The 26,388-nt window shown below is 45.5% G+C and carries 28 protein-coding genes; 5 read left to right on the top strand and 23 right to left on the bottom strand.

Annotation, left to right across the window (positions count from 1 at the left end):
* Positions 1-68: 68 nt before the first annotated feature.
* Positions 69-902, bottom strand: a complete 834-nt coding sequence (locus RRU94_RS16640) for a DUF4405 domain-containing protein (RefSeq protein ID WP_315691997.1) — start codon at positions 900-902, stop codon at positions 69-71.
* A gap of 188 nt (positions 903-1,090) precedes the next feature.
* On the opposite strand from RRU94_RS16640, the gene RRU94_RS16635 reads away from it, so the two are divergent.
* Positions 1,091-1,825: a hypothetical protein gene (locus RRU94_RS16635; RefSeq protein WP_315691996.1), complete on the top strand. Its 735-nt coding sequence runs from the start codon at positions 1,091-1,093 to the stop codon at positions 1,823-1,825.
* A 78-nt stretch (positions 1,826-1,903) separates the two neighbouring features.
* Here the strand turns inward: RRU94_RS16635 and RRU94_RS16630 are convergent, their stop codons facing one another.
* The 9 genes from RRU94_RS16630 to RRU94_RS16590 all read right to left on the bottom strand — a co-directional run bounded on the left by RRU94_RS16630 (position 1,904) and on the right by RRU94_RS16590 (position 8,451).
* Complete coding sequence (locus RRU94_RS16630; protein WP_242232928.1) at positions 1,904-2,071, bottom strand: hypothetical protein; 168 nt, start codon at positions 2,069-2,071, stop codon at positions 1,904-1,906.
* 57 nt (positions 2,072-2,128) lie between these two features.
* Complete coding sequence (locus RRU94_RS16625) at positions 2,129-2,494, bottom strand: hypothetical protein (RefSeq protein ID WP_315691995.1); 366 nt, start codon at positions 2,492-2,494, stop codon at positions 2,129-2,131.
* 303 nt (positions 2,495-2,797) lie between these two features.
* On the bottom strand, positions 2,798-3,682 hold the full coding sequence (locus RRU94_RS16620) for a sulfite exporter TauE/SafE family protein (protein ID WP_315691994.1): 885 nt from the start codon (positions 3,680-3,682) through the stop codon (positions 2,798-2,800).
* Positions 3,683-3,699: 17 nt separating this feature from the next.
* Positions 3,700-4,320: a precorrin-2 dehydrogenase/sirohydrochlorin ferrochelatase family protein gene (locus RRU94_RS16615; protein WP_315691993.1), complete on the bottom strand. Its 621-nt coding sequence runs from the start codon at positions 4,318-4,320 to the stop codon at positions 3,700-3,702.
* Positions 4,305-5,054: a sirohydrochlorin chelatase gene (locus RRU94_RS16610; RefSeq protein ID WP_315691992.1), complete on the bottom strand. Its 750-nt coding sequence runs from the start codon at positions 5,052-5,054 to the stop codon at positions 4,305-4,307. Before RRU94_RS16610 ends, RRU94_RS16615 begins: the two co-directional genes overlap by 16 nt.
* Positions 5,051-5,824 carry a uroporphyrinogen-III C-methyltransferase gene (gene cobA, locus RRU94_RS16605; RefSeq protein WP_315691991.1) on the bottom strand — a complete coding sequence of 258 codons (774 nt, stop codon included), beginning with the start codon at positions 5,822-5,824 and terminating at the stop codon, positions 5,051-5,053. The genes RRU94_RS16610 and cobA overlap by 4 nt, the downstream gene beginning before the upstream one ends.
* An 85-nt stretch (positions 5,825-5,909) precedes the next feature.
* Positions 5,910-6,506 (bottom strand): adenylyl-sulfate kinase, encoded by a 597-nt coding sequence (cysC, locus tag RRU94_RS16600; RefSeq protein WP_315691990.1) that lies wholly within the window; start codon positions 6,504-6,506, stop codon positions 5,910-5,912.
* Positions 6,507-6,519: 13 nt separating this feature from the next.
* A complete protein-coding gene (gene sat, locus RRU94_RS16595) occupies positions 6,520-7,659 on the bottom strand; it encodes a sulfate adenylyltransferase (protein ID WP_315691989.1) in 1,140 nt (379 codons plus the stop codon).
* Between the two features lie 72 nt (positions 7,660-7,731).
* Positions 7,732-8,451 carry a phosphoadenylyl-sulfate reductase gene (locus tag RRU94_RS16590; RefSeq protein WP_315691988.1) on the bottom strand — a complete coding sequence of 240 codons (720 nt, stop codon included), beginning with the start codon at positions 8,449-8,451 and terminating at the stop codon, positions 7,732-7,734.
* Positions 8,452-8,644: 193 nt separating this feature from the next.
* On the opposite strand from RRU94_RS16590, the gene RRU94_RS16585 reads away from it, so the two are divergent.
* Positions 8,645-10,267 carry an ABC-F family ATP-binding cassette domain-containing protein gene (locus RRU94_RS16585; protein WP_315691987.1) on the top strand — a complete coding sequence of 541 codons (1,623 nt, stop codon included), beginning with the start codon at positions 8,645-8,647 and terminating at the stop codon, positions 10,265-10,267.
* A gap of 36 nt (positions 10,268-10,303) precedes the next feature.
* On the opposite strand, the gene RRU94_RS16580 is transcribed toward RRU94_RS16585, so the two are convergent.
* The 3 genes from RRU94_RS16580 to RRU94_RS16570 are packed head-to-tail and all read right to left on the bottom strand — an operon-like array spanning position 10,304 to position 12,341.
* Complete coding sequence (locus RRU94_RS16580) at positions 10,304-10,723, bottom strand: universal stress protein (protein ID WP_315691986.1); 420 nt, start codon at positions 10,721-10,723, stop codon at positions 10,304-10,306.
* Positions 10,724-10,740: 17 nt separating this feature from the next.
* Positions 10,741-12,063 (bottom strand): FAD-dependent oxidoreductase, encoded by a 1,323-nt coding sequence (locus RRU94_RS16575; RefSeq protein WP_315691985.1) that lies wholly within the window; start codon positions 12,061-12,063, stop codon positions 10,741-10,743.
* Positions 12,060-12,341, bottom strand: coding sequence for a GNAT family N-acetyltransferase (locus tag RRU94_RS16570; RefSeq protein ID WP_315691984.1), 282 nt, complete (start codon positions 12,339-12,341; stop codon positions 12,060-12,062). Before RRU94_RS16570 ends, RRU94_RS16575 begins: the two co-directional genes overlap by 4 nt.
* Before the next feature lie 151 nt (positions 12,342-12,492).
* Between RRU94_RS16570 and trhA the strand changes: the two genes are divergently transcribed.
* Positions 12,493-13,149, top strand: a complete 657-nt coding sequence (gene trhA, locus RRU94_RS16565) for a PAQR family membrane homeostasis protein TrhA (RefSeq protein WP_315691983.1) — start codon at positions 12,493-12,495, stop codon at positions 13,147-13,149.
* 29 nt (positions 13,150-13,178) lie between these two features.
* On the opposite strand, the gene RRU94_RS16560 is transcribed toward trhA, so the two are convergent.
* The 9 genes from RRU94_RS16560 to RRU94_RS16520 form a co-directional block, all read right to left on the bottom strand.
* Positions 13,179-14,126: a tripartite tricarboxylate transporter substrate binding protein gene (locus tag RRU94_RS16560; protein WP_315691982.1), complete on the bottom strand. Its 948-nt coding sequence runs from the start codon at positions 14,124-14,126 to the stop codon at positions 13,179-13,181.
* Entirely contained in the window at positions 14,123-14,803 is a 681-nt protein-coding gene (locus tag RRU94_RS16555) for a response regulator (protein WP_315691981.1), read from the bottom strand. Before RRU94_RS16555 ends, RRU94_RS16560 begins: the two co-directional genes overlap by 4 nt.
* A complete protein-coding gene (locus RRU94_RS16550; RefSeq protein WP_315691980.1) occupies positions 14,800-16,083 on the bottom strand; it encodes an ATP-binding protein in 1,284 nt (427 codons plus the stop codon). Before RRU94_RS16550 ends, RRU94_RS16555 begins: the two co-directional genes overlap by 4 nt.
* Before the next feature lie 93 nt (positions 16,084-16,176).
* Positions 16,177-17,502 carry a CitMHS family transporter gene (locus tag RRU94_RS16545; protein WP_315696006.1) on the bottom strand — a complete coding sequence of 442 codons (1,326 nt, stop codon included), beginning with the start codon at positions 17,500-17,502 and terminating at the stop codon, positions 16,177-16,179.
* A gap of 261 nt (positions 17,503-17,763) precedes the next feature.
* The gene (locus RRU94_RS16540) at positions 17,764-18,123 is read right to left on the bottom strand and encodes a replication termination protein (protein ID WP_315691979.1); all 360 of its coding nucleotides are present in this window, start codon (positions 18,121-18,123) and stop codon (positions 17,764-17,766) included.
* A 99-nt stretch (positions 18,124-18,222) separates the two neighbouring features.
* Positions 18,223-19,662, bottom strand: coding sequence for a phospholipase D family protein (locus RRU94_RS16535; RefSeq protein WP_315691978.1), 1,440 nt, complete (start codon positions 19,660-19,662; stop codon positions 18,223-18,225).
* Between the two features lie 71 nt (positions 19,663-19,733).
* Positions 19,734-20,798 (bottom strand): acetyl-CoA C-acyltransferase, encoded by a 1,065-nt coding sequence (locus RRU94_RS16530; protein WP_315691977.1) that lies wholly within the window; start codon positions 20,796-20,798, stop codon positions 19,734-19,736.
* Complete coding sequence (locus RRU94_RS16525) at positions 20,795-22,198, bottom strand: AMP-binding protein (RefSeq protein ID WP_315691976.1); 1,404 nt, start codon at positions 22,196-22,198, stop codon at positions 20,795-20,797. The genes RRU94_RS16530 and RRU94_RS16525 overlap by 4 nt, the downstream gene beginning before the upstream one ends.
* 31 nt (positions 22,199-22,229) lie before the next feature.
* Positions 22,230-22,784: a biotin transporter BioY gene (locus tag RRU94_RS16520; RefSeq protein ID WP_315691975.1), complete on the bottom strand. Its 555-nt coding sequence runs from the start codon at positions 22,782-22,784 to the stop codon at positions 22,230-22,232.
* Between the two features lie 163 nt (positions 22,785-22,947).
* On the opposite strand from RRU94_RS16520, the gene RRU94_RS16515 reads away from it, so the two are divergent.
* On the top strand, positions 22,948-24,111 hold the full coding sequence (locus RRU94_RS16515) for an aminotransferase class I/II-fold pyridoxal phosphate-dependent enzyme (RefSeq protein ID WP_315695871.1): 1,164 nt from the start codon (positions 22,948-22,950) through the stop codon (positions 24,109-24,111).
* A gap of 22 nt (positions 24,112-24,133) precedes the next feature.
* Positions 24,134-25,489, top strand: a complete 1,356-nt coding sequence (locus RRU94_RS16510) for a TrkH family potassium uptake protein (protein WP_315696004.1) — start codon at positions 24,134-24,136, stop codon at positions 25,487-25,489.
* Between the two features lie 13 nt (positions 25,490-25,502).
* On the opposite strand, the gene RRU94_RS16505 is transcribed toward RRU94_RS16510, so the two are convergent.
* Positions 25,503-26,345, bottom strand: coding sequence for a formate/nitrite transporter family protein (locus RRU94_RS16505; protein WP_315695869.1), 843 nt, complete (start codon positions 26,343-26,345; stop codon positions 25,503-25,505).
* Between the last annotated feature and the right edge of the window lie 43 nt (positions 26,346-26,388).

Raw genomic sequence — 26,388 nt, 5'->3', positions numbered from 1 at the left:
GTTTTTTCAGATCAAATTGAATTTACGCTTAAAAAATAAAAGATCTGCCTTTAAGGCAGACCTTTTATTTACGACAGTGAAGGAGCCGCTTTTGACCGTGTTTTTTTCTTTTTAAACCATAACCGGCCTATATAATAAACGACTATAACAAAAACAGACAGGATGCTTCCATAAGCAGCTAACACACTGAGTGGATTCGCACTCATGCCGCTCTCTCTGCCTTCCATACCTTTTGGCCGTTCGCCTGCTGCCATTTGAGAAAAGTCAGGTTTCTCTCCTGCTGCTTGAGAGAAATCAGGCCGTTCACCCATACCCTGTACACTCTCTGCGCTCACCACATTTGTAACGCTGGCCGCTCTTGATAAAAAGCCGGTTTCGTTTATTTCGTATACCCCGTAAAGGAGAAGGGCCATAACCGCAATTTTAGCAGCCACATGTAAAATCCACTTATTTTTAGAAGCCGGGATCATTTTTTTCCAGACATTCATGACCCAATGCCAATGTACGCCCACATGAATTCCCACTAAAAGGAGAGCGGCAAAGGATACGGAAATATGAGTCATTTTAAACCATTGCTCATTCCCCACATTCCAATTCGGAAGAAGAACGTGCGACACGATCAGTCCACTTACAATAACAAAAACCATAGACAGGAGCAAAAGAACATTCAGCAGGTAGCCCAGCCTTGTTTTCCACGGGAGCTTTCGATCAAACAGCTTAGCGGTCACCGTTTTGATCCATTTTCCGTTCAACAGCATATGAAGGATAAAAGCTCCCCCAATGGCAAGTCCTGCTGTTTCATGAAACAGCAGGCCGCCGAACACCATTTTATTAAACAGCAGAATAAAGGTTACTGCCATGGCAAAATCGAGAACAAATTTTCCAGTATTCTTTTTTTTCATTTCATATCCCCACCATTCTCATAAGCTGCCATCAGCATACAAGCTTTTGATGAAAATTTGATGAAAACAAAGACTGTATGAAAAACAAAGCCGCTCTTTCTTCCGAAGAAAAAGTACAGCGTTTGAGCGGAGTTCTTTAAGGCAATAGGGTAAGAAATAAAGAGCTTTGAAAAGAAAGAAGGGATAGTATGTTTTTTTGGTGGAGTTTCGTTTTGGCCATTGGATTGGCCCTCCTTCACTTTTTTTCAAAAAACATGGCGTTTCTGTCAGTGAAACCGCGCAGCCGATTTCTTTCTATTGCTGGCGGAATTGCCGTCGCATATGTGTTTATTCATCTGCTGCCCGAATTACACCGCTACCAAAATGAAATCGAAGAAGAAATGAAACAGGGAGTTCTCGGCTATATAGATAACCATATTCTGTTCGTTTCCCTGCTGGGCCTTGTCGTTTTTTATGGATTGGAGCGCCTCGTGAAAGTGTCCAAACGGAAACGAGCAGGCAGAGAAGCGAATAAAGCTTCTGCCGGTGTATTTTGGCTTCATATGGCTTCCTTTTTTCTTTATAACATGGTGATTGGCTATCTTTTAATTCGTGAAGATTATGAGAGCATTTGGGGTATGTTCTTTTTCTTTTTAGCCATGGGTGTTCACTTCGTTATTAATGACCACAGCCTTCGTGAAGCCCATGAAGCTATGTATGATCGATATGGAAGGCTGCTTTTAACAGCTGCTATCCTGATCGGATGGTGTATCGGCGCCGTAGCAGAAGTGAATGAATTAATCATTTCGCTCCTTGTTGCCTTTATTGCCGGAGGTGTGATTTTAAACGTAATGAAAGAAGAGCTGCCGGAGGAAAGAGAAAGCAGCTTCGGCGCTTTCAGCATTGGGATCGCAGCGTATACTGCGCTTTTACTGCTCATTTAAGGAAGTAAAGCGGCCGGGCGGTTTCTTTTTGACGTGATCCAGGCGGACACAAAAAAAAAGCCGGGAAGACCCGGCTTTTTATTTTACGATATTTGCTTTTTCCAGCGTGTTCATCATACTCTGTATGTAGCTTGCCTGCTGCTTTCTTGCCTGTTCTTCCTTACTGCTTGTACTAAAAGCAGCGTACATTGCGACCTCGTCATTCACAGCGTCCTTTAGTTCTTCCCACATTTTTTTGTAATCCATTTTCGAACCACCTTTTGTATGGTAATAAACTGTTAACTTATTTTATAACGGACGCCCTTATGCTCGCAATCTCTTTTTACTGTTTATGCCAGATTTCTTTCCTGTTTTTTTATAAAAATGCTCGTTAAAATAAGCTTTCTTAGCGGGTGTCAGCCGTTTCCCAGGGGTGGATAATTGGATGTATTTTACGATTAGAGTTTGAGAAAAGGGAAAGGTACATACAGAACCTGTACGATCTGCCCAACCACTGGAAATAAAATCAATAGCATGTGTCATGTAATGGTTTAGCGTATATAGTTCTACCGCCAGCCCGCCGACGACTACAGGCTTAATGCCGAATGCACTCATATATTCCGTTACAAGGCCCGCAAATTCAAACATGCGCTCAACGGATCGCCCGCGTAAGGCATCAATAGGCATCAAAATAAACCTTCCCGCTTCTTTAATAACAAAAGTGCCTTCCTGCACAGCCTGTTGTTTTTGGGCAAAACAAGAGCGGTAAGCGCCTTTGATTCCCCTTTAGAACGAACGCGGGACCGTTTAATGGAAAGGACCCCTTTTTTGAGCTGCATACAGCTGTGCGTTCACCGAAGGGCGTTTTTCATTGACAAACGACTCCAGTGCAGTAAACTGAATTTTCATGTAGCTCCTCCTTTGTTTACTTTTGGTATACCCCATTTTTCTGATTTGGTTATAAAAAAACAAGACCTGTGACAGGTCTTGTTTTTAAGATACTCTTTTTTGTTCACTGCGGGCGATTTGCTTTTCTTTTCGAACCATATAAACCGTCAGTGGAACCCAAATAATAAGGAGCGCAATAAATACTGCAGATTGGGCTGAACCAGGGATATCCGTATACTTGAAAATGGCATTTAAATTTGTAAAAATTAGCATGCCGCTTACAATAACCGCTAACACACGTGTTGGCAGGCTTTTCACAATATAGGCAGCAATAGGCGCTGCGATAATACCGCCAAGCATAATCGCTCCTGCCCACAGCCAGTTAATTTTCTCAGGGCCAAGTGAAATCATGAATCCAATTGTGGCGGACAACGCAACAGCGAATTCACTAGCCGCTACTGTCCCAATAGCGATTCGGGGCTCCATGCCTTTTTGTGAAAGTAAAGCTGGTGTTGCAATAGGTCCCCAGCCTCCGCCTCCGCTGGCGTCAAAAAAACCGCCGATAAGGCCTAGAGGGATAAAAAAGCGATTCGTTGGCGCTGTTGGCGCTTGCTTTTGTGCATTCTTCAATAAAAGGAAACGGCCTAATATAAACAGCCCGAGACAAAGCAGGAACGTAGAAACGTAAAGACGTACATATTCTCCCGTCAAGTTGCTTAGAAAAGTTGCACCGGCAAACGCACCAATAGAGCCAGGGATAATGAGTTTTTTCAGCATGACTTTATCGACATTTCCAAATTTCCGGTGACTAATGCCCGATGCTGCCGTTGTCACGACCTCTGCCATGTGAACAGAAGCCGATGCAACCGCCGGAGCAATTCCTGCAGACAAAAGCAGCGTTGTTGATGTCAGGCCGTAGCCCATTCCGAGGGCTCCGTCCACAAGCTGGGCAGCAAGCCCGACGAGTGCAAAAATGATAAAACGTTCCATACCGTTCCTCCTGTTGTCTACAAGGCGGGATACTGCATTTCAAGATCCGCCATGTACTGTTTTCTTTTCTCTGGATATTCCAAATAATCATTCTCCGCTGCCCTTTTCAGCCACTTTCGCCGTTCAGAGCGTTCAGGAATATGCCGTTTAATATACTGGCGGACCTCATACAAAAAATCTACATACGCTTCATAACGTTCGTCAAATTCTTCTTCCAGCTGATTACGAATTTGAGTAGAGAGAGATGGGCTTGCGCCGCTTGTAGACACACTGATCATCAGCTTTCCGCGCATCATGACAGCAGGAATCTGTGCATTGCCAAGATCATTATGCTCTGCATGGACAACGAGTTTTCCATGACGGACAGCAAGCTCAGCCATTTTGGCATTTGCCTCCTTGTCGTCTGTGACAAGCATAATTAAAAACGCATCCTCAAGATCGCTCCACTCGACTTTCTTACGATGAAGCACTGCTTTTCCTTCAAGAGCCAATTGTTCAATAGACGGGTGGAAATCGGGGCTGACAATGTGCGGCTGTATACCGAACCGAAGTAAATTCTCTGTTTTGTGAAAAGCGATCGGACCGCCGCCCGCAATCACAACTTTTTGTTCGCTCAAGTCAATCATGATGGGAAACATACAGGCTCCGATTGGGCAGCTTCTGCTACACGCTGTGCTAAAATACGGCCAATAACCGGGTCATACCCGAGATGGCGGCAAAGATGAATCTCGCTGGTTGAATTCAGCTTTTTCACAGCTCGTTCCATCGTTTTCGTCAATATACCAGTAAAAAGCAGGTAAGGCACGATAAACAGCTGATGAGGCTGCTTGTCTACCGCCTGGCGAAGAGCGTCTTCAAAAGAAGGTTCACAAGCTGCCATATATCCAATAGTCACATCAGTTAACTTGGTTTTAGATTGAAAAAGATCGAGAATGTGGCTGAAGTCTTCCTTTGTTGCCGGATCACTGCTTCCCCGTCCTACAAGCAGAACCGACGCATTTGCTGAAATCGGCGCGGCTTCTTTCATCCGGTCAATCAGCACATCGATAATTTGTTCCTGTACACCCAGCGGGCGTCCATAACGAATCGCAACATCAGGGAAAAGCTTGGCTGCTTTTGCAAGCTCCTCTGGAATATCTTCTTTTGCATGCCCTGCTGTCAGGAGGAGAAACGGAATCGCAATGATATCCGTTGCTCCTCTTTCCACACAGGTGCGAAGCCCTTCCTCAATGGAAGGGGCTGAAAGCTCAAGGTAGCAAATCTCCTGGATGGGCATGTCAACAAGTGGCATGGTTTCACGGATAAAATCCGCCGCCTGCTTGGCGCCTTCTTTTATGCGTGTTCCATGGCAAATGTAAAGAACTGCTTTCATCCTTTTGCACCCCCCTGTACCTTTTCCGCATTTTCTTTAAACCATTGCAATTCCCCTCGCATTTTCACCACTTCACCAATGATGATCATGCTTGGATTGGTAATCCCTTCTTCTTGTGCAACATCATAAATGTTTTCGAGTGTGCCTGTTACCGTCTGCTGCTTTTCCGTTGTTCCCCAATGAATCAGAGCCGCCGGTGTTTCGGGCGATTTTCCGTAGCGAATTAACTTTTCCTGAATGTAAGGAAGGTTTTTGACACCCATATAAATCGCAATCGTGTCAATTCCTTTTGCAAGAGACGCCCATTTTGTTTCTTCATCTGCGCCTTCTTTACGGTGGCCGGTTACGATGGCAAAAGATGCGCCGTAATCACGGTGAGTTACAGGAATACCGGCATACGCAGGCGCTGCGATACCAGATGTGATACCTGGAATCACTTCAAATTCAACGCCGTTTTGTACAGCAAACGCCGCTTCCTCGCCGCCACGGCCAAATACGTATGGGTCGCCGCCTTTTAGCCGGACGACCTGCTTGCCCTGCTTGGCATGCTCCACAAGAAGCTCGTTAATGTTTTCCTGCTGGACAAAATGACGGTCTGGCAGCTTTCCGCAAAAAAGAAGCTCGGCTCCTTCTTTCGCATGGTCAAGAAGCTCCATGCTGATTAAGCGGTCATATAAAATCACATCTGCCTCCTGTATTGCCCGTAACCCTTTTACCGTAATTAAATCCGGATCCCCCGGACCTGCACCGACAAGCCATATTTTGCCCATCGTGCCACCTCCGTTCATCATACATTTCTCTCTATCTGCTGCTTTTTATCATAGCCTGAATGAAGAGCTCAAGCAAGATGCTTCTTTACAGCCAGTTGTTTTTCTTTAAGTACTCAACAAGCTGATCTACACACTCTTCAACGGAATATTGATCCGTATTTAACACAAGCTCCGGTTTTTCCGGTGCTTCATACGGAGATGAAATGCCAGTAAACTCAGGAATCTCGCCTGCTCTTGCTTTTTTATACAAGCCTTTTGGATCGCGCTGTTCACATTTTTCAATCGGGCACTCAACGAATACTTCAATAAACTCGTCGTTTTCAAGCAGTGCGCGAACGGTATCACGATCTTCACGGAATGGAGAAATAAAAGCTGTGAATACAAGCTGGCCTGCATCTACAAACAGTTTAGATACTTCCCCAATACGGCGGATATTTTCTTTACGTGCTTCATCTGAGAAACCAAGATCTTTATTTAAGCCGTGGCGCACATTGTCGCCGTCTAATACATACGTGCTGACGCCAAGGTCAAACAAGCGGCGGGCCGCAGCATTTGCGACCGTTGACTTGCCGGAACCGGACAGCCCGGTAAACCATAATACCGCGCTGTGGTGTCCGCTTTTCTTGCGCCGTTCTTCTTTTGTTAGTGACTGTTCATGCCAGACGATATTGTTGTTCGTCATGTTTTTCTCTCCCTTATGCGTTTGATGTTTCTTTCATTCCACGGATTAGAACCTCTACCACTTCTTTACGGCTGAATTCTGCCGGTGGAATTTCTCCTGCACGAAGCATTTCACGCACTTTCGTACCAGAAAGAATCACATGGTCTTCTTTTGTATGCGGGCATGTTTTGGAAGAAGCCATGTTGCCGCACTTTTTGCAGAAAAAGCTGTGTTCAAAGAACAGAAGCGTAATGCCGATTTCTTCAGCAGTGAAGTTTAAGAATATTTCTTGTGCTTCATACGTACCGTAGTAATCACCAACACCTGCATGGTCACGGCCAACGATAAAGTGTGTGCAGCCATAGTTTTTGCGGACAAGCGCATGGAAAATCGCTTCGCGCGGTCCTGCATAGCGCATAGCTGCCGGGAATACAGCAAGCTTCACACGGTCTGCCGGGTAATAATCGCGAAGAAGCACCTGATAGCTTTCCATACGGATATCAGCTGGAATATCATCGGATTTTGTTTCGCCAACAAGCGGATTTAAAAGAAGCGCGTCTACAATTTCAAGCGCTGATTTTTGAATGTATTCATGTGCACGGTGAACCGGGTTGCGTGTTTGGAAGCCGACAATTTTGTTCCAGCCATTTTCACGGAAAATACGGCGTGTTTCGGATGGATCAAAGTAAAACTCTGCGAATTGCTCGCGCTCAATGCGTTTCACAAGTGTAATCGGGCCGCCCAGGTAAACCGGACCGCGGCTGTATACTTTTTTTACGCCTGGATGTGCTTCTTCTGTTGTTTTATATACATTTTGTGCTTCAAGCTTTTGATCAGGCTCATAAATGTCTTCAATGTTCAGCACGCCATATACTGTGCCGTTTTGTTTCAATAGGACTGTGTCCCCTTTTTCATATCCAGATGCATCCTGTACAGGGAGCGTAATCGGAATGCTCCAAACTGTGCCGTCTGCGAGGCGCATATCTTTTACGACGCTGTCATAATCTTTTTGTGTAAGGAAGCCAGTAAGCGGGCTGAATGCGCCCGTGGCGATTAATTCAAGATCACTTAAAGCCGTCGCATCAAGTTCGACTTCTTTTGAAATGCCGGATAGGTCAAAATCCGGTTGGTATTGGTTGATAAGTTGGCCTCCATGGGCAGCAATGTTCGTCATGTATAGGTCCCTCCGAATAGGTTAAAATTCATAGATAAACACTTGGTATTACTTTTAAAAAAATTTAAGATCTTACGGATTGGTTGTATGAAGACCGCATTCTGTTTTACCGGATCCGCTCCAGCGTCCGGAACGAATGTCCTCTATTGAAAAAGCAGGCTTTGTGCAAGGTTCGCAGCCAATGCTTGGGTAACCCTGGTCATGCAGTACATTATAGTCAAGCTCATGCTTTGTTACATAACGCCACACTTCTTTCCACGTCCAGTGAATCAGCGGGCACACTTTAATTTTTTGGAATCGGTTATCAAGATTTAAGTAATTTGTGTTTGCTCTTGATTCCGATTGCTCACGGCGCAGCCCGGAAATCCAAGCTGTTGACGGAGCCAATGCTTTTTGAAGCGGAATGATCTTCCGGATTTCGCAGCATTTATTTGGGTTTGTAGCAAACAAGTCTGGTCCAAACTGGGCCGCTTGTTCTTCAATCGTCATCTCTGGCTGCTGCATACGAATATTTAAGTCAGGATAACGAGCTTTTACTTTATCGATGGTCTCGTATGTTTCTTTAAAATGATAATGTGTATCAAGAAAAACGATTTCTGCATCCGGCTTCACTTGAGCAATCAAGTCAATTAAAACAATGCCTTCAATTCCGAAGCTGCAGGCATAAACAAGCTTATCGCCATACGTATCATATGCCCACCGAAGCACTTCAAGTGCTCCTTTTGTTTCTGAATCAGCCGGAAAGTCAGGGATCTGATCCTGCATATCATTCCACGATTCAAAGGTAATCATTGATGTCCCCCTCTTTATTGTCTGTTCTTTACGAATGAGTTTAGTTTATCAGAAAATATTGCAAAGTCAATCCTATTTGCTTACTCGGAATTAAAAAAGATTTGCCCGCTTTTTCAATTTACTGTTTATTCTTTTTTTCTCCCAAGAATGATATAATCAGAGGCGATGAATTCATATTGGGAGGAAAAAACATTTGATTACAGTACAAGACGTCAGCCTGCGCTTTGGCGACAAAAAATTGTTTGAAGATATTAACTTAAAGTTCACACCAGGGAACTGCTACGGACTCATCGGCGCAAATGGTGCCGGCAAGTCTACATTTGTTAAAATTTTATCCGGTGACCTGGAGCCGCAGACCGGTCATGTGTCCATGCCAAAAGATGCGCGCCTTGCCGTATTAAAGCAGAACCACTTCGAATATGAAGAGTTCGGCGTAATGGAAACAGTTATTATGGGCCATGCCCGTCTTTATGAAGTAATGAAAGAAAAAGATGCGATCTATATGAAAGCTGATTTTACGGATGAAGACGGCATGCGCGCAGCGGAACTCGAAGGTGAGTTTGCTGAAATGAACGGCTGGGAAGCAGAATCCGAAGCCGCGATTCTCCTTTCTGGTTTAGGTGTTCAAGAAGCACTGCATGACAAAAAGATGTCAGAGCTTGATGGATCAGACAAAGTAAAAGTGCTTCTTGCCCAGGCCTTATTCGGCAAGCCGGACGTTCTTTTGCTGGATGAGCCGACCAACCACCTTGACATTGAAGCGATCCGCTGGCTGGAAGAATTTCTAATTAACTTTGAAAATACCGTTATTGTCGTATCCCATGACCGTCATTTCTTAAACAAGGTATGCACGCACACGGCAGATCTTGACTTTGGAAAAATTCAAATTTATGCCGGTAACTATGATTTCTGGTATGAGTCAAGCCAGCTTGCACAAAAATTACAGTCAGATGCGAACAAGAAAAAAGAAGAGAAAATCAAAGAACTTCAAGCATTTATCGCTCGCTTCAGCGCCAATGCTTCAAAGTCAAAACAAGCGACCTCACGGAAAAAGTCTTTGGATAAAATCACGCTCGATGATATCAAGCCTTCTTCCCGTCGTTACCCATATGTACAGTTTACGCCTGAGCGTGAAATTGGGAACGATGTCCTGCGTGTAGATGGATTGTCTAAAACAATTGATGGCGTGAAGGTGCTTGATAACGTAAGCTTTATTATGAATAGAGAAGATAAAATTGCGCTTGTCGGCACAAATGAAGCAGCCAAAACGGCGCTGTTTAAAATTTTAGCAGGCGAAATGGAGCCGGACGAAGGCTCATTCAAATGGGGCGTAACGACATCACAGGCTTATTTCCCGAAAGACAACTCCGAATACTTTGAGGGGTCAGAAATGACGCTTGTAGAATGGCTGCGCCAATTTTCGCCGGCGGATGAAAGCGAAAGCTTCCTGCGTGGATTCCTTGGCCGGATGCTTTTCTCTGGTGAAGAAGCATTGAAAAAAGCAAGCGTGCTGTCCGGGGGCGAAAAAGTCCGCTGCATGCTGTCTAAGATGATGCTGTCCAGTTCAAACGTTCTTTTATTGGATGAACCGACCAACCACTTGGACTTGGAATCTATTACGGCTCTTAACAACGGCTTGATTGCGTTTAAAGGCGCCATGATCTTCGCGTCTCATGACCATCAGTTTGTTCAGTCAACAGCGAACCGTATTATCGATCTTACACCGAAGGGAATCATCGATAAGATGATGACGTATGACGAGTTTTTAGAAGATACAGAGCTTCAAAAACGCGTAAGAGAGATGTATGCTTCCTAAATAAAAAATGGCACCTCCATAGGGAGGTGCCATTTTTTATTTTACGATCATCACGGGACAGTTGACCCGTTTCATCACTTTGTGGCTTACGCTGCCAAGAACGAACTGCTGAAGATGGTTTAGTCCCCTGCTGCCGAGAATAATCAGGTCCGCCTTTTGGGCATTGGCGTACTTCACAATAGCGGGACCCGGATCTCCTTCCCGTACCAAGACGGAATATGGAATTTCCTTTCCTGTAAAAAGGGCTTCGTGACGAGCCAGTTTGTCCCGCCATTCCCACTGAACCGCATTCATGCGTTCCTGCTGCAAAGAAGCTCCTTTTGATTTATCAGGCCTTGGAACAAACACAATCGTAACCGTACATGAAGAAGAAGCACCCGCTATCGCCGCAGCATGCTCGGCAGCACGATACGAATGCTCTGAACCGTCCGCTGCCAAAATAATATGTGAATACATACGCGCTCCCTCCCGCTTTATCTGGCCCGGCGCGCCGCTTGCTGAATAGGATCCCATACACTATTAACCGGCGGAGAATAGCTTAAATCCAAATCTTCCAGTTCTTCGATAGTCATCTTGTTAAACAGGGCAGCCGACAGCACATCTATATGCTTCTCCGCTCCACGCTCGCCCACAGCCTGGCCGCCAAGCAGCAGCCTGGACTCCGGATCATATAAAATTTTCATACGAAGAGGAGAAGCATCCGGATAATAGCCGGCTCTGTTTTTTGTATCAACCGCAGAGACCTGGTAGGAAATCCCTTCCCGCTTCGCTTCCCTCTCCGTTAAGCCGGTTGATGCAGCTACCAGGTTAAAAAATTTAAAAACGGACGTGCCGGTAACGCCTTTAAAGGATTTTGTCCGGCCGGCCATGTTCAGTCCGGCAATTCTTCCCTGCTTGTTAGCGGTTGTGCCGAGCGGAATATAATCGGGTTTTCCTTTTACGAGATGAAAATGTGTGGCACAGTCACCGGCTGCGTATATACCGGGTACCGAGGTTTCCATTCGGTCATTGACGATAAGCGCTCCGTTTTCAAACATATGGATGCCTGTTTTCTTTAAAAAAGCGGTATTAGGACGAATACCGACAGCAGCAATAACGAGATTAGCTGGATAAGCAGCACTGCTCGTCACAACCTGTCCTGCTTCAATGGCCTCAACGTGTTCATTCAACGATAGAATCACACCGTGCTGCTCGGCTTCCTGATGAAGCGCCTCGGTCATATCCGAATCAAGCATGCCGGCAATTTGGCTGCTTCTTTGAACAATCCGGATCCGTTTTCCGAGCCGGTGAATGTTTTCAGCCATTTCAAGGCCGATATATCCTGCTCCGATAATGACAACTTCGTTTACCTCTTTTGGGCTGAGATGGCGCATTAAACGCTCGGTATCCGGAATGGTTTTGACAACGTGCACCCTTTCTACGCCTGCTCCTTTCCAGGACGGCAGAACCGGGCTGGCCCCGGTTGCAATTAACAGCCGGTCATAGGAAACTGTAAACGTTTCTTTCGTTTCGTGATTCACGCCGGATACAGTCCGTTTTACCGAATCTACCGCTGTAGCTTCATGCAAAATGCGGGCATCGATCCCATACTTCGTGCGAAATGTTTCAATGCTTCGGGCAATCACTTTATCCGTTGAAGGAATAAGACCGCCGACCACATAAGGAAGCCCGCACTGACCATAGGAATAAATAGATCCCTTTTCAAGCACAGTAATCTCTGCTTCGCTGTCATTACGCACGATTTGCATGGCAGCACTCATGCCGGCCGCATCTCCTCCAATCACCACATATTTCATGTAGACAGGGCATTCACGTCGTCATATTTGCCGCCTCTTGCAAACTTTGCGACGACATAGGAGCAGGAAGGAATAATTTTCAGGTTTTCTTCTCTTGCATAATCGGCAAGCGTATCGAGCAGCTGTTCGGCTACACCGCCGCCGCGCAGTTCGTGTGCGACATACGTATGGTTGGCATTAATTTTTCCTTCCCCAGCCGGGACGTAGGTAATTTCCGCAACACGCCGGCCGTCTTTCTCCATATAAAAAATGCCGTTTTCATGTTTAATTGGTTCCATTTCAAAAAAACTCCTTTCATCCATTGTCTTTATCAGTATACCCGTTTTTCCAGTATGTCCTAACCTTTTTGAAAGGCGGAACGAGAATAATTCGAAATGAATATGCTACAATACGACTGTGACATTTACCCAATGGAAGGAGCTGCCGCATATGAAAGAATCTTCGACTACACATGTATTTTCCAGGGGTGAGGAAATTGCCAACTCCATTACCCACGGAATTGGCGCCCTGCTCAGCTTAGCCGCTCTTGTTTTATTGATTGTTTTCTCGGCCATTTACGGAACCGGCTGGCATTTAGCAGGATTTATGGTTTTTGGCATTACGATGCTGCTTTTATATGTGTCTTCTACGCTTGTTCATAGTTTTCCTCAAGGAAAAGTAAAAGACTTGTTTGAAATTTTTGATCATGCGTCTATTTATTTGTTTATAGCAGGTACGTATACGCCATTTCTATTTGTGGCCGTCCAGGGAACGCTCGGATGGACATTGTTTGGTTTAATATGGGGAATGGCCATAGCAGGTACAGTGTTTAAATGTTTTTTTGTAAAGCGTTTTGTCGGGCTGTCTACCCTTTTGTACGTGATGATGGGCTGGCTGATCGTTTTTGCCTGGGGGCCGCTTACAGCCGCTCTGTCACCCATGACGATTTCTTTTCTGGTTACCGGGGGGCTTTTATACACAGCAGGCGCCGTTTTTTATGTCTGGCGCGGTTTTCCGTACCATCACATGATCTGGCACTTGTTTGTACTGGCAGGCACCGTATTTCACTTTTTCGCGGTTCTTGGCCTTTTGCCGCAAACAGCGTAAAAGCTGTCTCTAATCATTAGAGACAGCTTTTATTTTTGGTTCATTATATAGCGGTATTTTTTTGTATCAGACCGGAGCAGCGCTTCCGTATCCTCGCTGTTCCGATAAAAATGAGTCCAATGGTTTTTCTTCAGCTCTTCTTTCCAATAAGGAGAAGATTGAACCGCGTTTAAAAGCTCGCTCCACCACTTCTGCTCCGCTTCTGTTAAATCGCCAGGCCCCATCACGCCGCGCCAGTGCGGAAACACGATATTAATGCCTTGTTCCTTCCATGTTGGCACATCAGGGAGATGACCAAGCCGCTTCGGCGAGGAAATGGCGATAATGCGGACGTTTCCATTTGCCGCAAAATCCTCTGACTGAGAGGAAGACAGGGAAGCGGCAGCAATTTTTCCATTTTGAAGCGCTTCAAGGAGCGCTTTTCCATCAGGATAGCGAAAAAAACGAAGGGAAGCCGCCGATATGCCTTTTGTACGTGCTGCCTGAGCGAAAGCAATTTGATCATCGTTGCCAAATTGCGGCTCAATACCGATAGGATAGCGGCCGGGCTCCCTTTTAAGCTTGTCCATTAAGTCATTAATCGACTGGATAGAAGAATTGTTAGAAACAATCACTGCCTGCCACTCGCTGGCCATCGTGGCAAGCGGGGTAAAATCTTTGTATTGAAGATTGCTGTGCCCGAGCAGCTTGTTTGTGAGCAGCAGGCTTGAGTTAATGGCGATTGTACTGGAGTCTTCTTCGTTTAAACGGGCCCAGCCGTCATTTCCGCCATCGCCTTCTTCGTACACAATATGTATGGGCTTTTTGATAAGCTGCTCCCTTTCAATAACCGTTTTAATCGATTTGGCGAGTGCATCCCAGCCGCCGTTTGGAGAGCCGGGGACAATAAAGGTCAGGTCCTTTTCCTCAAGCGGTGGAGAAGACGCCTCACAGCCGGCCGTAAAAAAAATCAAGACAAGCAAAAGAAGCTGCTTCATGACCTAACCTTGAAATAGCGGCGTTCCGGTCGCCCGACGATGCCGTATTCGTGTTCAACCCGGCATTTCCCCACTGTAACAAGGTATTCAAGATAGCGGCGTGCTGTCGTCCGGGAAGCGCCAATCCGGGTGCCCATTTCTTCAATCGATACGCCGTCCCGCAGGTTTTCTAATACTTCCGACACCCGGTTTAGCGTCACGCTGTCGATACCGGTTGGCAGCTGGGCCGCTTGAGGCGATGCTTGGGCGTTCCCGGCAAAATAAGCATCAACTATATCCTGGGTAACCTGGCTTGTGTCCTTAAGCAGCTGTTTTTTCTTTTTATATTCGTTTAACACCGATGTGAACTTCTCGAGCGAAACCGGCTTGATTAAATAATGAAAAACACCGTAACGAAGTGCTTCTTCAAGCATTTCTTTTTCGGAAGCTGCGGTAACCATAATAATGTCGGTTTTCGGGAAACGGTCCTTTATAATCGGCAGCAGCTCCGTACCAAGCATATCCGGCATATAAATATCAAGCAGCAAAACATCCACTCTCTTTTTTTGGAGCAGGGCAAGCGTATCTTCTGCATTCAATGCCTTTCCTGCAAGCGTAAACCCGGTTAATTGTTTAAGAAACTCTTCTTGTATGCTGGCAATGCGAAAATCGTCTTCCGCGATCGCAACTTGTATCATAAATGTCCATCTCCTTTAACTGCGTTCTTCGGTATGTAAATCGTAAAAATAGTGCCAGAAGGGTCATTTGGCAGCACCTCAATAAAGCCTCCATAAGCATCAACTGCTTCTTTTACATTATGGAGGCCAAACCCCCGGTTTTCTCCTTTTGTCGATGCTCCTTTTTCAAACAGGGAAGAAACCATTTGTTCGTCAATCCCATGCCCATTGTCGGTCACTTCGATAATTAAAGTTGGACTCGCATCTGTGATCAAAAAAGAAACACGGGGGCTTTCTTTTTGCCTGACGGCTTCAAATGCATTATCAATTAAATTGCTGATAATGGTTAAAAGCGCATGACCGTCCATATGGGAAGGAATACCGGACAGCACGCTTTCCTGTTCGATCGTAAAGGAAATCTTTTTTTCTGACGCCTTAGCAGTTTTGCCGAGCAGCACAGCTTGAATCAAGTCGTCTTTAATTTGTTTAAAAACGATATGCTGCTGCAGGGAAACACTATCTGCTTCCCTTTGAATAAAATCAAGAGCAGCCTCATGGCGGCCAAGCTGCAAAAGACCGGATAAAACATACAGCTTGTTCATAAATTCATGCGTCTGAGCCCGGAGCTCGTCGGAATACAGCCGTATTTCATCAATCGTTTTTTTATACAAGGATGCAATTTTTACAGGCTCAAATCCAAGTGTATCAGATAAAATGCTTCTAGTGAGCCATAAACCGCCAGCAATCCCGACTAAAAGCGCTAACGCGGCGGCAAGCAGGATATTTCCCGTCTGGGAAGCAATTTGCGCTGCAATCGATTTTTTAGAAAATTCAACAGAGACGGTGCCAATCACTTCTGAATGGCCATCTGCTGCTTGAACAATCGGTGCTTTGCCGATAATCGCTTCGCCGTCTGTTCCCTTTTCCTCTACTGTGTAAGAACCTCCATAAATAAGAGAGCGGCTGTCTGATTCATGAAGCGGCTGTGCTTTTTGAAACGTAGATAAGGCGGTTCCGTTTCGGCCTGCAATCGATATAGACTGCGCAGCGGTTCTTTCCTGAATATGCTCTAAGACGGGAAGCAGCGTATCTGATTTGCGTTCGTCGGTTAAGAAAGCACTCGTTTCCGGCATAAAAGAAATCGTTTGAGCAGTCTGCAAAGAGAGCTGGTGTACCTGATCGGCGGTTTCTTTTGCCTGAATCCAGTAAAAGACCGCAGACATGCCGGCTACGATGAAGAAAAGCAGACAAAAAACGAGTGTAAAAATTTTCGTTCGAAGCGGCACGGTTTTTCTTTTCATGTGAACTCCTATCTTCTTTTTACCAAATTGTACGAAAAAACAGGTCAGAATAAAAGAAAAAATCCCGGATTCGGTTTGATCCGGGATTTTTTATTATAGAGAAATAACACCAAGCAAAATAGCAGCTACCGTCATGACAACGGCTGTTCCGACTGTCCATAGAATCGTAAAGCGCTGGTATTGGCCAAAGTCTACTTTTGCCATCCCGACAAGCAGATACGTGGAAGCTACAAGCGGGCTGAGCAAGTGAACCGGCTGGCCTAAAAGTGAAGCACGTCCAATTTCAACAGCACTTACACCGTAATTGGAAGCAGCCTCTGCGATAATAGGCAGAACACCGAAGTAGAAAGCATCATTAGACATGAAGAATGTAAATGGCATGCTCGCAAGCGCTGTGATAACAGGAAGATGCGGCCCCATCGAATCTGGAATAATGGCAATCAGGCTTTTCGCCATCGCATCAACCATTTCTGTTCCAGATAAAATACCTGTGAAAATACCGGCTGCAAACACGAGTGATACAACGGCCAGCACATTGCCTGCATGTGCTGCAATACGCTCTTTTTGATTGGCTACATTTGGGTAGTTGATCGTAATGGCAACAGCAAAAGCAAGCATAAACAAGATTGGCAGCGGCATAACGCCTAGAATGAGCATAACCATAAGTGCAATAGTCAGCGCAAAGTTAAACCAAAGAAGCTTTGGACGCTTCCATTTTGCATCTTCTTCTGAAACAGCGGCTGTTCCGAAAAACGTTAAATAGCTTTTTCCTTCAACCGGCTGATTGAGCTCTTCCAATGAAAGGACACCAAGGCGGTTCCGTTCTTTTTTCCCCATCCAGTAAGCAGCGGCAATCACCCAAAGGGCGCCGGCAGCCATAACTGGAATAAGAGGATTAAACAGCTCCTGCATATCAAGGCTCAGGGCACTTGCTGCACGGGCAGTCGGCCCGCCCCAAGGCGTAAGGTTGGTTACCCCTACAGCCATAAGCGCTACAGCCGGAAGAATAAGCGGATTCATTTTTAAACGCTGGTAAAGCGGAAGCATAGCGGAGATTGTAATCATGTAGGTTGTTGTTCCGTCTCCGTCTAGTGAAACAATCATAGCCAGTACAGCGGTACCGACCACAATTTTCATTGGATCTCCTTTAACCGCTTTTAAAATTTTTCCTACTACAGGATCAAACAAGCCGGCATCGATCATAATGCCAAAGTAAAGAATCGCAAACATCAGCATAACACCGGTTGGTGCAAGATCAGTAATACCCGTTAAAGCCATTTCTCCAATCTTAGATCCAAATCCGGCAAAAAGAGCAAATGCAGCCGGGACAATCATAAGTGCGATCAACGCGGATAATCTTCCGCTCATTATCAGGTACATAAAAACAGCTACCATAGAAAATCCGAGAATGGCGAGCATTGTCATAAAACCAACTCCTTTTTTTCATTTTCTCATTTTTTTCATTTTTTTCATTCACTTTTTTGAAAACGCTTTATTAATGAATAATTTAAATAATTTAACTAGAAACGTATATAAAAAGAAAAATAAAAACATTTTATTTTTAAAGTGAATTGTGTTCATAAAATCCAAAACAGATCACTTTTCCTGCTAAAATACGACAAAAAAAACCGCTTCTCTTATAATAAAGAAGCGGTTTTTTTTAACAGATCGTTATTCAGCTTAATAAACATCCTCCAGCGCTTTCCGTAACAGAGACATGCTGCGGTCGAGGTCGGTTTTCACTTGTTTCTTATATAACTTTGCTTTTTCATAGTCGGCAAATTGATAGATGACGATTTCTTTATATTTTGCCCCTTCCTGCACTTTTTTGTGGCGCTTTAAGATGCCATCATCAATCAGTTCATGAAGAGAGCGGTAAATTTCCGAATGGTTTGGCTCGTATCCAAATGCTTTAAACGATGCTTTCAGTTCATCCATTGCCTGCATACCGTACATTTTATGTTCTTCCACAAAACGAATCATATACAGTTTTAAGAATGCACGCTGCTTGATTAAAAACTTTCCTTCACCTCTTGGCATTTTGTCACGACCTTTTTTCTTTTATTTTAATTCTTTCTTTTAAAAATGTCAAATTTGAATTTTGCACATAGTGTATTGATTAAAAAATTTATTTTCTTCTTAAAAGGTTGTAAAATGAAGCAGTTTTTGAAATGAATAAATGCTTCGTTTCATAATAGATATTTTTTCGTTATGTTTTTCGTATGGATCTGTGTAAATGGCGCCTTCGTTTTTCCAGAGCATATGCATATACGCATCTACTTCTTCTATAATAGGCTGATTGTGAGCAGCTCTTATTTTCACGTCTGTTTCCGGGTTGTAGTTGTTTAAGTTGCGGGACGTATGATTGGCGGACCCGCTGATGACAACCGATTCATTTTCATGCTTTATATAGATCATTTTTGAATGAAATTGTTCCGGTGACTGGGCGAACCAGCGCACTTTTACCCTGTTATGTGTGTCTTCACGCAGTTCAGCTGCCATCGGAATATTGGGCAGACCTGTTTTTTTGCGTCCAAACGAATTTTTATTTGCATCTAAAATTAAGCGGATATCTGCTCCCCGCTCTGCCGCGTCTGTCAGTCCTTCAATCATATTCCGGTCGGCTAAGTAAAACATAGCCAGCCAAATTTCGTCGCCTTTTTCGGCCCGATCTAATTCTTGTTCAATTGCTTCTTGTATTTTGCCTTCTGTTAAAAGCTGGACACGAACTTCTCCACCTTTTTCGGCCGCATTCGTCCATTTTGGAAAAGAGATGCTCCGGCTTGTATCGGCAACGGCTTTTTCGCTTTGCAGCATATCTCCAACGAGCGCTTTTTTTACTTCAAACGCTGTGTTCGCGAAATAATAGCTTGCATCATGCGGATTTGCTGAACTGATCAAGGTCGTTTTTTCGGTTGTAATGGTTTTTCGATGATTCGCTTTTACGTTCATGAGTTTTAAATAAGAACGTACAGTCATATCCGGCGCCATATCGGTTAATCCATTCGGCAGCCATCCTTCCTTGCTCTCACCCCACCACGTAAACAGCATGCGGTAAAAGCCGCTGTAAATCGGATTCGGGTCCCGGAACGCATCCAAGTTTGTTTCGACGACCTCAATCCCTGCTTTTTTCATCGCTTCAAACTCGGGTACGGTATGAGAACCGTAAGATGAATTTACTTGGTCTGTAATAAAAATAATCGGCATGTCCGGATTTTCCGCTCTTTTTGCCAGCAGTGCATCCGTTATTTTCTTTGTTATAGCTGGATATTCTTTTTCTTTTTCATGGTACGAATTAAATAAAAAGAAGTCCAAAACGATAAATTGTTCTGCTTCGTCTATAATGTCGAGGGTCCTTGTGAAAATTTCTTCCTTATAAAATTTTTTCCCGTTTTTTTCACCCGACAGGTTGTAGAAAAAATCAACATCTTCACTTGGAACGGACCATTCTTTGCCCGCATACGAAATATGTTCCGGCAGCGGCCGGTATACGTTATACAGCATGATCACTACATATAAAGACAAAAAAAGAATGGCGAACAAGCGCCATTTCCCTCTCCGATCCAGCTCTTTTTTCATCTTTCTTTCCTCCTTCTCTTCTTTCCCGTTTTATACCCGTGCATGTACTGGTAAAAACCGATTTGGAGGTTTTAAACGCGTTCAAAAAGCATGGCTACTCCGATGCCTCCTGCACTTCCTACTGCGGCAATGCCGAATTGTTCATTCCGCCGCTGCATGCCGTAAAACAGCCGCAGCGCAAGCATGGCGCCGGATGCTCCGTACGGATGGCCAAGTGCCAATCCGCCCCCGTCCGGATTTATTTTCCCAAAAGGAATACCGAGCTTTCGTGCTGCGTAAATGATTTTCACAGCGAATGCTTCGTTGATTTCCCATACGTCAATATCTGAAATAGAGAGCCCTGTTTTCATCAGCAGCTTTTCAATCGCTGGCACAGGCGAAGCGGCTGGAAAGTTCGGATCGGCTCCACTGGCGGCGCTTGCTATCACTTTTAAGCCTGGTGCTTTTACAGACGTCATAAATACTGCACAAGCCGCATCATTAAAAGCAGATGCATTCAATGCGGTCACTGTTCCTCCTGGCTGAAAAGCCGCTTTAGCCCGCGGAGCCATTCTTTCAATCGGCCGTTTTTTTAAAGCTGCCTCATCTACTGAGTATCCGCCGACCGGGACGATTTCATGAGTGAACCGCGCTGCCGCGATTGATTCGGCAAACCGCCGATAACTTAATACAGCGTAATCATCCTGATCCTTTCTTGAAATTTCTTCCCGCTCAGCCAGCCATTCTGCCGCTATGCCCATTTCCGGATCTCCAATCGATTGCGGAGAAAACACTGCTTTTTCCGGGCGCAGTGAGGTACTGGAGCTTTCACAGCCGCCGGCAATCACGCGCTGTGCTTCGCCCGAAGCAACCAATGCTGCACCAAGCCGAATCGCTTCCAGCCCTGATGAACACTGTCTGTCCATTGTGAAGCCGGGTACTGACTGGGAAAGTCCGGCCAACAGAGCCGACAAGCGCGCAATATTTCCGCCCGGCCCCGTGACATTGCCTAAAATCACTTCGTCGGGCAAAGCAGCGGAGCAGTCTGCCAGCGTTTTGATAACAGGTGCTGCAAGATGGGCTGCTTCTATTGTTGAAAAAATCCCATTCTTTACTCCAACCGGCGTTCTTTTCGCATTTGTAATGTAAACAGTCACTGCAGGACCTCCTTTGCTTTTTCCTGAAGGGCTTTCCGGTCGATTTTCCCATTCGTTGTGAGTGGAAGATTGTTTGTTTGAATCCAGTGTCTCGGCAGCTTTTGGACAGATAGAAACTGTTTTGTAAAAAAGCGGACTGCTCCCTTGTCTGCCCCGCCTGTATAAAAGCAGACAATACGGTCGCCAAGGTGCACATCCTCAATAGACGTAACCGCGGCCGCATGTACATCCGGACATCTTACAACGACCCGCTCTATTTCTTCTGGATAAACATTCACGCCGCCTGTAATCATCATAAACTGCTCTCTGCCTACCACATATAAACAGCCATCTTCATCTACATAGCCCGCATCTCCGACCGTATAAAAGCCGTCTTGACCGATGTCAAGCTCATACCGGCCTTCTTGCACATAGCCGCTGAACAGCATAGGGCTTTTCACATAAATGGTTCCGATTTGTCCGGGAGAAAGGCTTTTTCCTCCTGACCGGATATCGACCGTTACACCAGTGCTCGGTTTTCCGGAAGAAGCAGGCCGGACTCTGTAATCCTCTGGTGTCATATAAGAGACAAAGCTGAGCTCGGAGGCACCGTAAAACTCATAAAGCGGTGCCGCGGGATATGTATCGATCCATTGCTGCTTCCGCTCCGCTGTCCACCCTGCACCGGATAAAAAAACAATTCCTTTCGAAGCAAAGTGGAAGCGATTGTACAGCGCTTCAAGCATCGTCGGAACCGCGTAAAAAACAAATGAATCCAGACGGTTTAGTGCTTGAGCTGTATGCTGCGGCACAAACTTATCCATTAAAAGAATCGGCTGTCCGCTAAAAAAAGCAAATGCGGCTCCATATAAAAACAGTGAATGGTGAATAGGACCGGCGATCACAGCTGTTTCCTGCCCCGTTAGTGGAAAATCGGCCATCCCCGCTTCAAAACTTTTCAGCCAGGACCGCTGGCTTCGGATAAATTGCTTTGGCGTACCGCTTGAACCAGAAGTGAAGCCAGAGTAAAACATACAATGAACATCCTCATGGCAATACGAAGAAGGAATGGTTTGCTGGATCAAAGAACCGGTTTCTTCAAGCTGCTCTGCCGGAATGAACAGCACCGGCTTTGCGAACCGAAGCCGCTCGGCCCGTTCTGCTTCTGTCATCCGCGGATCAAGCGGCATAAAAACAAAGCCAGCCCGCACCGCACCGCAAAATAAAGCAAGCGTTTCCCATCTGTTTTGAGCCGTTAACGCAATGGTCTCTCCCGGCTGCCCGTGCGATAAAAGCCAGGCGGTAGTGCGCTTTGTTATCTCCTCCCACTCCCGGTATGTAAAGGTTCGATTCGGCGTTTGCAAACAAATATGCTCCGGACACGAATGTGCCCGGAGCGATTGTGTGGACGTTAAATTCATCTTTTATCCCCCCACTGTACTATATCAAAATTTAGGCGGCGCGGCGAAAAGACGGTACAGCCTGCAGGGCGGTACGCAGTCTCGGAACAAGAAGTGCCGCCGCCGCAGCTTTTAGCAGGTCACCCGGAATAAAAGCGGCACTTGCCAGCGTGACTTCTTTCAGCCCGACTCCTGTCACAAGTGACTGAACGGGAATGCCAATGATATATAAAACAAGAACGCCTCCGATAACGTTAGCAGCAAATGTGCGCTTAGCTGATAATTTTGTGGCGCGTTCAACCAGGAAGCCGACAACAAATGCGCCCGCAATCCAGGAAATCAGAAAACCGGCACTTGGTCCTGCAAAAACAGCGAGACCGCCCCGCCCTCCGGCAAGAATAGGAGCTCCCGCTGCAACAGCCAGCAGAAAAATAACCTGGCTGAGTGCACCCAGCCGGGCACCGAGTATGCCTCCCGCAATCATTACACCGATTGTTTGAAAGGAAATCGGCACAGGCGTAAAAGAAAGCGGAATAGGCGGCAGGAATCCAAGCACAGCCATAATAGCAGCAAACATAGCCGCCTGCATCCAGTGAACTGTTTTCATGTATGTAACCTCCAGTGAATTGTTTTTTTTATTGTAAAAGGAGGCTCCCTCTATTGTCAACCTATTTTTAATATAGTTAACAAACCGAGCCGCATACTTTTTTGATTTGATGTGGTAAAATAGGGCGCATACATACATATTTTCACGCAACGAGGTGCTTGTCTTGAAGATTCAACCTTCTAAAAGAATGGCGGCCTTTGGCCCATCCATTTTTAGTGACTTAAAAGCTTATACAGATCAAAAAAAGCAGCAAGGCGATATTTTAATTGATCTAAGCCTTGGCAGCCCGGATTTACCGCCGGATGAGCGCGTTCGGACCGTTCTAGCCGATGAAAGTGCGAAAGCGGATGCCTACGGCTATACACTTGGCGGAACCGCACAGTTTTATCAATCCGTAGCCGATTATTACAAGCGGCGCACACGCGTCGTTTTAAACCCGCAAACAGAAATCGTTCAAACGATGGGATCTCAGGAAGGACTTGTGCATCTTCCTCTCGCTTTTTGTGATCCCGGTGATATCGTCTTAACGACGAATCCTGCTTATGTTGCGTATGAAGCCGGCATTTCTCTTGCAGGTGCGGTGCCGTACTTTATGCCGCTTCTGCCTGAAAATCAATTTCTGCCGGATTTATCTCTTATTCCAGAAGATATAGCTCAAAAAGCAAAGCTGATGCTGCTCAATCTGCCTGGCAATCCTGTACCAGCGATGCCGAATCGCGCATTTTTTGAGCAGGTCATCCATTTTGCCAAAAAGTATCATATCATTGTGCTGCATGACGCGGCTTATTCAGAGTTTTACTTTGAAGGCGGGGAACCGTTTAGTTTTCTTTCCATTTCCGGTGCAATGGAAGTAGGGATGGAAATCAATTCTCTTTCTAAAACCTTCAGTCTGGCCGGGGCACGCATTGCGTATATTGCCGGAAATGCCGACATGATTCATGTGATGAAGCAGCTCAAATCCAATTTGGATTATGGGGTGTTTGCTCCCGTTCAGAAAGCAGCTATTTTTGCCCTCGATCATGCGGAGGAAATCACAAACAAGCTGCGGATAGAGTTCCGGGCACGGGCTGAAGCACTTTCATCAGGGCTTCAAGAGATCGGATGGCCGGTTGAGCAGCCTGGAGGCGGCATGTTTTTATGGACGAAAATTCCGTCCGGCAGCGATGACCGCGCCTTTGTTTTCGAAGCGATTGATAAAGCCGGCGTTGTAATGGTGCCGGGAAGCGCATTTGGCACAGCGGGCAAAGGCTACGTGCGTATCGCCCTTGTACAGCCTGTTCCCTTATTAAAGCAGGCAGCGGAGAGGCTTAAAAAGGTGATTGTATGACGAAGAGAAACACACAATGGGGATGGTGCCGGGCATGAAGTTAAAACAGCTGCGGCTTTCTCCTTTTCAGGTTATTTTTCTGCTTTATTTAAGCGGTGCTGTGTTTGCCAGTATTTTATTGCTGCTGCCGGCCGCTCATAAACCAGGCGTAGACATTTCGTTTATAGATGCAGTTTTTGTAGCTGTTAGTGCCCTCAGTGTAACGGGTTTGACCCCGGTCAGCACCATTGACACCTTCAGCACGACCGGGTACTTTTTTATCCTGCTTATCTTACAGGTAGGCGGTGTCGGTATAATGACGTTTAGTTCCATGGTGTGGCTCCTTTTTGGTAAACGGATTGGCATGCGGGAGCGGCAGCTCATTATGGCGGACCAAAATCGGACCGATTTAAGCGGCCTCGTTAAATTAATGAGGGAAATTTTTCTCCTTATTCTTGCTATTGAAGTAGTTGGAGCTCTCGTACTCGGCATTCATTTTATTCAGTACTACCCGACGATCAGCGAAGCGTTTCTGCACGGCCTGTTCGCTTCGGTCAGTGCCACAACCAATGGTGGCTTTGATATTACCGGCGCTTCCCTTATTCCGTACGCAAATGACTATTTTGTTCAAGTTGTGAATATGGTGCTGATTATTCTTGGGGCGATCGGATTTCCCGTATTGGTTGAAATCAAAGATTTTTTAACCTACCGCGGATCGCGTAAATTTACGTTCAGCTTGTTTACAAAATTAACGGTTACCATGTATGTGCTGCTGGCTGCCATCGGCACAGCGGGACTGCTTTTGTTTGAGCGAAACCATTTCTTAGCGGATAAAGTATGGCATGAATCGTTTTTCTATGCTCTTTTTCAATCTGTTGCCTCTAGAAGCGGCGGTTTGGCCACATTGGATTTAAATGACTTTTCATCGCCGTCACTGCTGCTTTTGTCGGTGCTGATGTTTATCGGCGCCTCACCTTCAAGTGTAGGCGGCGGTTTGCGAACCACGACCGTCGCAATTGCAGCACTCAGTGTATTCACATTTGCACGCGGAAAAAACACCATTAAAGTGTTTCACCGGGAAGTACATCCCATTGACGCGCACCGGTCGTTTGTCGTCCTTGTAACCGGAACGTTTATCTGGGCTGTTTCCGTTATTGCTCTTTCTTATTTAGAGCCGGAGCTTGCACTGCTTCCTATTATTTACGAGGTTTCATCCGCGTTTGGTACAACGGGTTCAACCCTTGGCGTGACAAGCGTGATTGGCACACCTGCTAAAATGATTTTAATTATGCTCATGTTTATCGGCCGGGTAGGGCTGTTTTCCCTTCTTTTCCTCATTCGCGGCAAAGAAATTAAAGACCCTTACCATTATCCGAAAGAACGCATTTTAATTGGCTAAAAAAAGCCGTCGCTCAGCGACGGCTTTTATTCATCTCAAGAAGTTTAACAGTAATGCGTTCTTTTGCTTCTTTCGGTATGCTTTTTTGGACCGGTTTTGCCAGGTACACGTATACCATGCCGACAAACACGCTGCCGCCAATGATGTTTCCTAAAGTAACAGGAATTAAATTATGGATAGCGCTCGCTACAGAAATCGCTTCAGGATGCGGCACCGCCAGAGCCAGGCTGAACAGAACCATATTAGCCACACTGTGCTCAAAGCCGGCCACAACAAATGTCATAACGAACAGCAGCATTGTCACGATTTTCGCCATGTCCCCTTTCATCTGCATAGGAATCCAGACAGCGAGACAGACGATCCAGTTACACAAAATCGCTTTAAAAAACAATTGAGACGCAGGGTAATGCATTTTATGAGAAACAACATCCATTAAATATTGAGAATTCGCCGGATCATTATAAATTCCTGCTCCACTGATAAATAGGGCGAAGCATAAAGCACCAAGCAGATTCCCTGTATAGCACGCTCCAAGAACGGCCAGTGCTTCTTTCCAATTTGTTTTGCCGCTCATTGTACTCATTGTGAAATACATCGTATTGCCAGTAAACAGCTCTGCTCCTCCGTATAGAATTAATACAAGAGCAATGCCGAAAAACGCACCTAGCATCAAGACAGTGGCTGGTGATCCTGCATCAAAAAAAGGTTCTGCCAGTTTAAAGGAAAGCATAATGCCAAAGCCGATAAAAAAGCTGGCCAGCATAGCCTTTACAATATATTGGATAGGGTTATGGCGCAAAATCGCTGACTTTTTAACCGCCCATGCATTTATTTCCTCATACGCTTCTTTATTCATTGTTTTCACTCACCATTCAGGTTAATTTGTGAAATATTTCACA

Origin of the sequence: Domibacillus sp. DTU_2020_1001157_1_SI_ALB_TIR_016, from assembly GCF_032341995.1 — a bacterium.
Taxonomy (GTDB): Bacteria; Bacillota; Bacilli; order Bacillales; family Domibacillaceae; genus Domibacillus; species Domibacillus indicus_A.
Note: the sequence above shows the minus strand (reverse complement) of the source record. Positions and strands in the feature narration are given on the sequence as shown.

What these genes read in the sequence shown, in the direction of transcription:
- RRU94_RS16590 (WP_315691988.1), bottom strand. Translation starts at nt 8,451, where the DNA reads ATGATTACCTTTGAATCGTGGAATGATATGCAGGATCAGATCCCTGAC.
- RRU94_RS16505 (WP_315695869.1), bottom strand. Translation starts at nt 26,345, where the DNA reads ATGAATAAAGAAGCGTATGAGGAAATAAATGCATGGGCGGTTAAAAAG.
- RRU94_RS16540 (WP_315691979.1), bottom strand. Translation starts at nt 18,123, where the DNA reads ATGCCAAGAGGTGAAGGAAAGTTTTTAATCAAGCAGCGTGCATTCTTA.
- RRU94_RS16640 (WP_315691997.1), bottom strand. Translation starts at nt 902, where the DNA reads ATGAAAAAAAAGAATACTGGAAAATTTGTTCTCGATTTTGCCATGGCA.
- sat (WP_315691989.1), bottom strand. Translation starts at nt 7,659, where the DNA reads ATGACGAACATTGCTGCCCATGGAGGCCAACTTATCAACCAATACCAA.
- RRU94_RS16510 (WP_315696004.1), top strand. Translation starts at nt 24,134, where the DNA reads ATGGTGCCGGGCATGAAGTTAAAACAGCTGCGGCTTTCTCCTTTTCAG.
- RRU94_RS16525 (WP_315691976.1), bottom strand. Translation starts at nt 22,198, where the DNA reads ATGAATTTAACGTCCACACAATCGCTCCGGGCACATTCGTGTCCGGAG.
- RRU94_RS16635 (WP_315691996.1), top strand. Translation starts at nt 1,091, where the DNA reads ATGTTTTTTTGGTGGAGTTTCGTTTTGGCCATTGGATTGGCCCTCCTT.
- trhA (WP_315691983.1), top strand. Translation starts at nt 12,493, where the DNA reads ATGAAAGAATCTTCGACTACACATGTATTTTCCAGGGGTGAGGAAATT.
- RRU94_RS16580 (WP_315691986.1), bottom strand. Translation starts at nt 10,723, where the DNA reads ATGTATTCACATATTATTTTGGCAGCGGACGGTTCAGAGCATTCGTAT.
- RRU94_RS16610 (WP_315691992.1), bottom strand. Translation starts at nt 5,054, where the DNA reads ATGAAAGCAGTTCTTTACATTTGCCATGGAACACGCATAAAAGAAGGC.
- RRU94_RS16615 (WP_315691993.1), bottom strand. Translation starts at nt 4,320, where the DNA reads ATGTTTCCCATCATGATTGACTTGAGCGAACAAAAAGTTGTGATTGCG.
- RRU94_RS16550 (WP_315691980.1), bottom strand. Translation starts at nt 16,083, where the DNA reads ATGAAAAGAAAAACCGTGCCGCTTCGAACGAAAATTTTTACACTCGTT.
- RRU94_RS16535 (WP_315691978.1), bottom strand. Translation starts at nt 19,662, where the DNA reads ATGAAAAAAGAGCTGGATCGGAGAGGGAAATGGCGCTTGTTCGCCATT.
- RRU94_RS16630 (WP_242232928.1), bottom strand. Translation starts at nt 2,071, where the DNA reads ATGGATTACAAAAAAATGTGGGAAGAACTAAAGGACGCTGTGAATGAC.
- RRU94_RS16620 (WP_315691994.1), bottom strand. Translation starts at nt 3,682, where the DNA reads ATGGAACGTTTTATCATTTTTGCACTCGTCGGGCTTGCTGCCCAGCTT.
- cysC (WP_315691990.1), bottom strand. Translation starts at nt 6,506, where the DNA reads ATGACGAACAACAATATCGTCTGGCATGAACAGTCACTAACAAAAGAA.
- RRU94_RS16560 (WP_315691982.1), bottom strand. Translation starts at nt 14,126, where the DNA reads ATGAAGCAGCTTCTTTTGCTTGTCTTGATTTTTTTTACGGCCGGCTGT.
- RRU94_RS16520 (WP_315691975.1), bottom strand. Translation starts at nt 22,784, where the DNA reads ATGAAAACAGTTCACTGGATGCAGGCGGCTATGTTTGCTGCTATTATG.
- RRU94_RS16545 (WP_315696006.1), bottom strand. Translation starts at nt 17,502, where the DNA reads ATGCTCGCCATTCTCGGATTTTCTATGGTAGCTGTTTTTATGTACCTG.
- RRU94_RS16575 (WP_315691985.1), bottom strand. Translation starts at nt 12,063, where the DNA reads ATGAAATATGTGGTGATTGGAGGAGATGCGGCCGGCATGAGTGCTGCC.
- RRU94_RS16555 (WP_315691981.1), bottom strand. Translation starts at nt 14,803, where the DNA reads ATGATACAAGTTGCGATCGCGGAAGACGATTTTCGCATTGCCAGCATA.
- RRU94_RS16570 (WP_315691984.1), bottom strand. Translation starts at nt 12,341, where the DNA reads ATGGAACCAATTAAACATGAAAACGGCATTTTTTATATGGAGAAAGAC.
- cobA (WP_315691991.1), bottom strand. Translation starts at nt 5,824, where the DNA reads ATGGGCAAAATATGGCTTGTCGGTGCAGGTCCGGGGGATCCGGATTTA.